We start from the raw sequence: 2,083 nt of genomic DNA on the forward strand, positions 1-2,083 counted from the left end.
GGGTGGGAGGGCAGGACCGCGGGCGGCGTACGCCCGCCGGCCGGCCGGTTGCTCCCATCGCGTGATCCGTCGCGTCCCGCCTGCTCGTCCGTGGTCCGCCGGCGTAACGTCGATGATGGCCGCGGGGTTCGCCCGGCGGCCGGAGCAAGGGGGAGGCGCGTGGCACGCTACGCGGACGCACGGCCCGCCGGGGCCGCATGTCCGATCCGCCGCGCGTCGGACCGTGCCCGGAACCGCTGGGGTGGGGGACGATCATGAGCACGACCACGGACACCACCACGCCCGGCGCCGACATGAGCGGACCGGCGGGTGACGCCGGCGCTTCGAAGGACCCGTACATCCGCGGCACGGACGAGACCGTGCTGCTGGACCTGCGCGAGCTGCGGGCCCAGGAGGCGGCGGACAAGGCTGCGCGGGCGGCGGCCGCCGGTCTCTCCGTTGATCCCTCCACTGATCCTTCCGCGGCCGGAGTACCCAGAGCGCCCGGAATGCCCGCGGCTCCCGGAACCGCCGAAGCGACCAGGGCGATCGAGGCCGGGACGCCCGGCGCCACCGGGGCGGAGCTCGAGCGCTACCACGGCTCGCACCGCCGCGACGCGGTCCTGTACGCCGACGGCGGCACCGCGATCCCCCTGGACCGGGTCCGCGAGGTCTGCCACGACCTGCGCCAGCCGGTCGCCGCGATCCTGATGCTGGCCTCCGCCGCCGAACTGCGGCCGGACGTGCCCGAGCGGGTCCGGGACGTGCTGCAGGAGATCATGTCCCAGACCGAGGAGATATCCGCGACGGTCCGCCAGTTCCTGGACGACGCCAAGCAGGGCGTGGACGGCCTGGGCGATCCGGTGCCGTGCAACGTGGCCGGCCTGGCCGCGGAGTCCGTGGAGCGCTGGCGGGCCACCTTCGACGGCGACCTGGCCCTGGCGGCCGAGGACCCGCTGCACGTGACGGTGGATCCGGTGCTGTTCAAGCGGGCACTGGGCAACGTCCTGTCCAACGGCACCCGCGCCGCCGGCGACTCCGGCCGCGTCCAGGTGACCGTCCGCCGCTTCGAGACCGCCGAGGGCGAACGCGCGGTGATAGAGGTCGACGACAGCGGCCCCGGCTTCGGCAACATCCCGGCCGGCCACGGCCTGGGCCTGGCGGTCGTCCGCCGCACGATAGAGGCCGCCGGCGGCTCGGTGGAGTTCGCCGAGGGCCCGCTGGGCGGCGCGCTGGTCCGGCTGGTCCTCCCGGTCACCCCGATCCGCCCGCTGAGCGCCGACGACGAGCTGACCAAGACCTTCCACGGCGAGATCTCGCTGACCCAGCTGGCCGCGGAGCTCGCGGCCGGCAACCTGCACCGGGCGCTGGCGGACTTCGACGACCTCGATGACATTGATATTGATGACATTGATGACCTCGATGAGGATGACTTCGAGGACGTGGACGACCTCGCCGCCCCGGCGATGGGCCACACCGTCCCGACCTCGGGCCACGCTGTCGCGGCCGGAGGTCACACCGTCGCGGCGGCGGGTCACACGCTGACCGGCGGCCACGCGCTCGTGACGCGGATCAGCGCCTGGCCGGAGCCGATGGCCATCTCCAGTACGCCGGAGCAGCTGGCGATCGGCGGGCCCGCGGACCGAGGGAACCTGTTCGGGGCCCGCGCGGCGGAGCAGGACGCGATCACCGCGACGCCTGACGTAGCGCCGGAGGCTGCTGCCAACCGGAGCTACTTCGGACTGCCGCCGCAGCAGAACCGGCTGGCGGCCGATGACCGCAGCTTCTTCGGGGTCCCGGCGCAGAAGAACCAGTCTTCGGACCCTGCGCAGAGCGGCTACTTCGGTCTGCCGCTGAAGAACGACTCCGCGCCTGCGCGCCGCACCTACGACGCACCTTCGGAGATCGCCGCGCCCCAGCCGCCGATGCCGCAGCAGGCCGACATCGCCGCGCACCCGGTTCCGACCGGCCTGCTCGCGGAACGCCGGAACGCCGGGCCCCAGGCTCCCGCCGAGGCCGCCGCCTCGCAGCCGGCGCGTTCTGCCGCGCCCTCTGCACCTGCCGCACCTGCCGCACCGCAGCCGCCGACCGCGCAGCTCCCCGC

At 74.3% G+C, this 2,083-nt stretch carries 1 protein-coding gene; it reads left to right on the forward strand.

Annotation, left to right across the window (positions count from 1 at the left end):
- Positions 1–254 precede the first annotated feature (254 nt).
- Positions 255–2,083 (forward strand): sensor histidine kinase (locus GWK61_RS54250; RefSeq protein WP_194922239.1); only part of this gene is annotated, 1,829 nt, incomplete at its 3' end.

The organism is Catenulispora rubra (assembly GCF_015356825.1).
Classification (GTDB): Bacteria; Actinomycetota; Actinomycetes; order Streptomycetales; family Catenulisporaceae; genus Catenulispora; species Catenulispora rubra.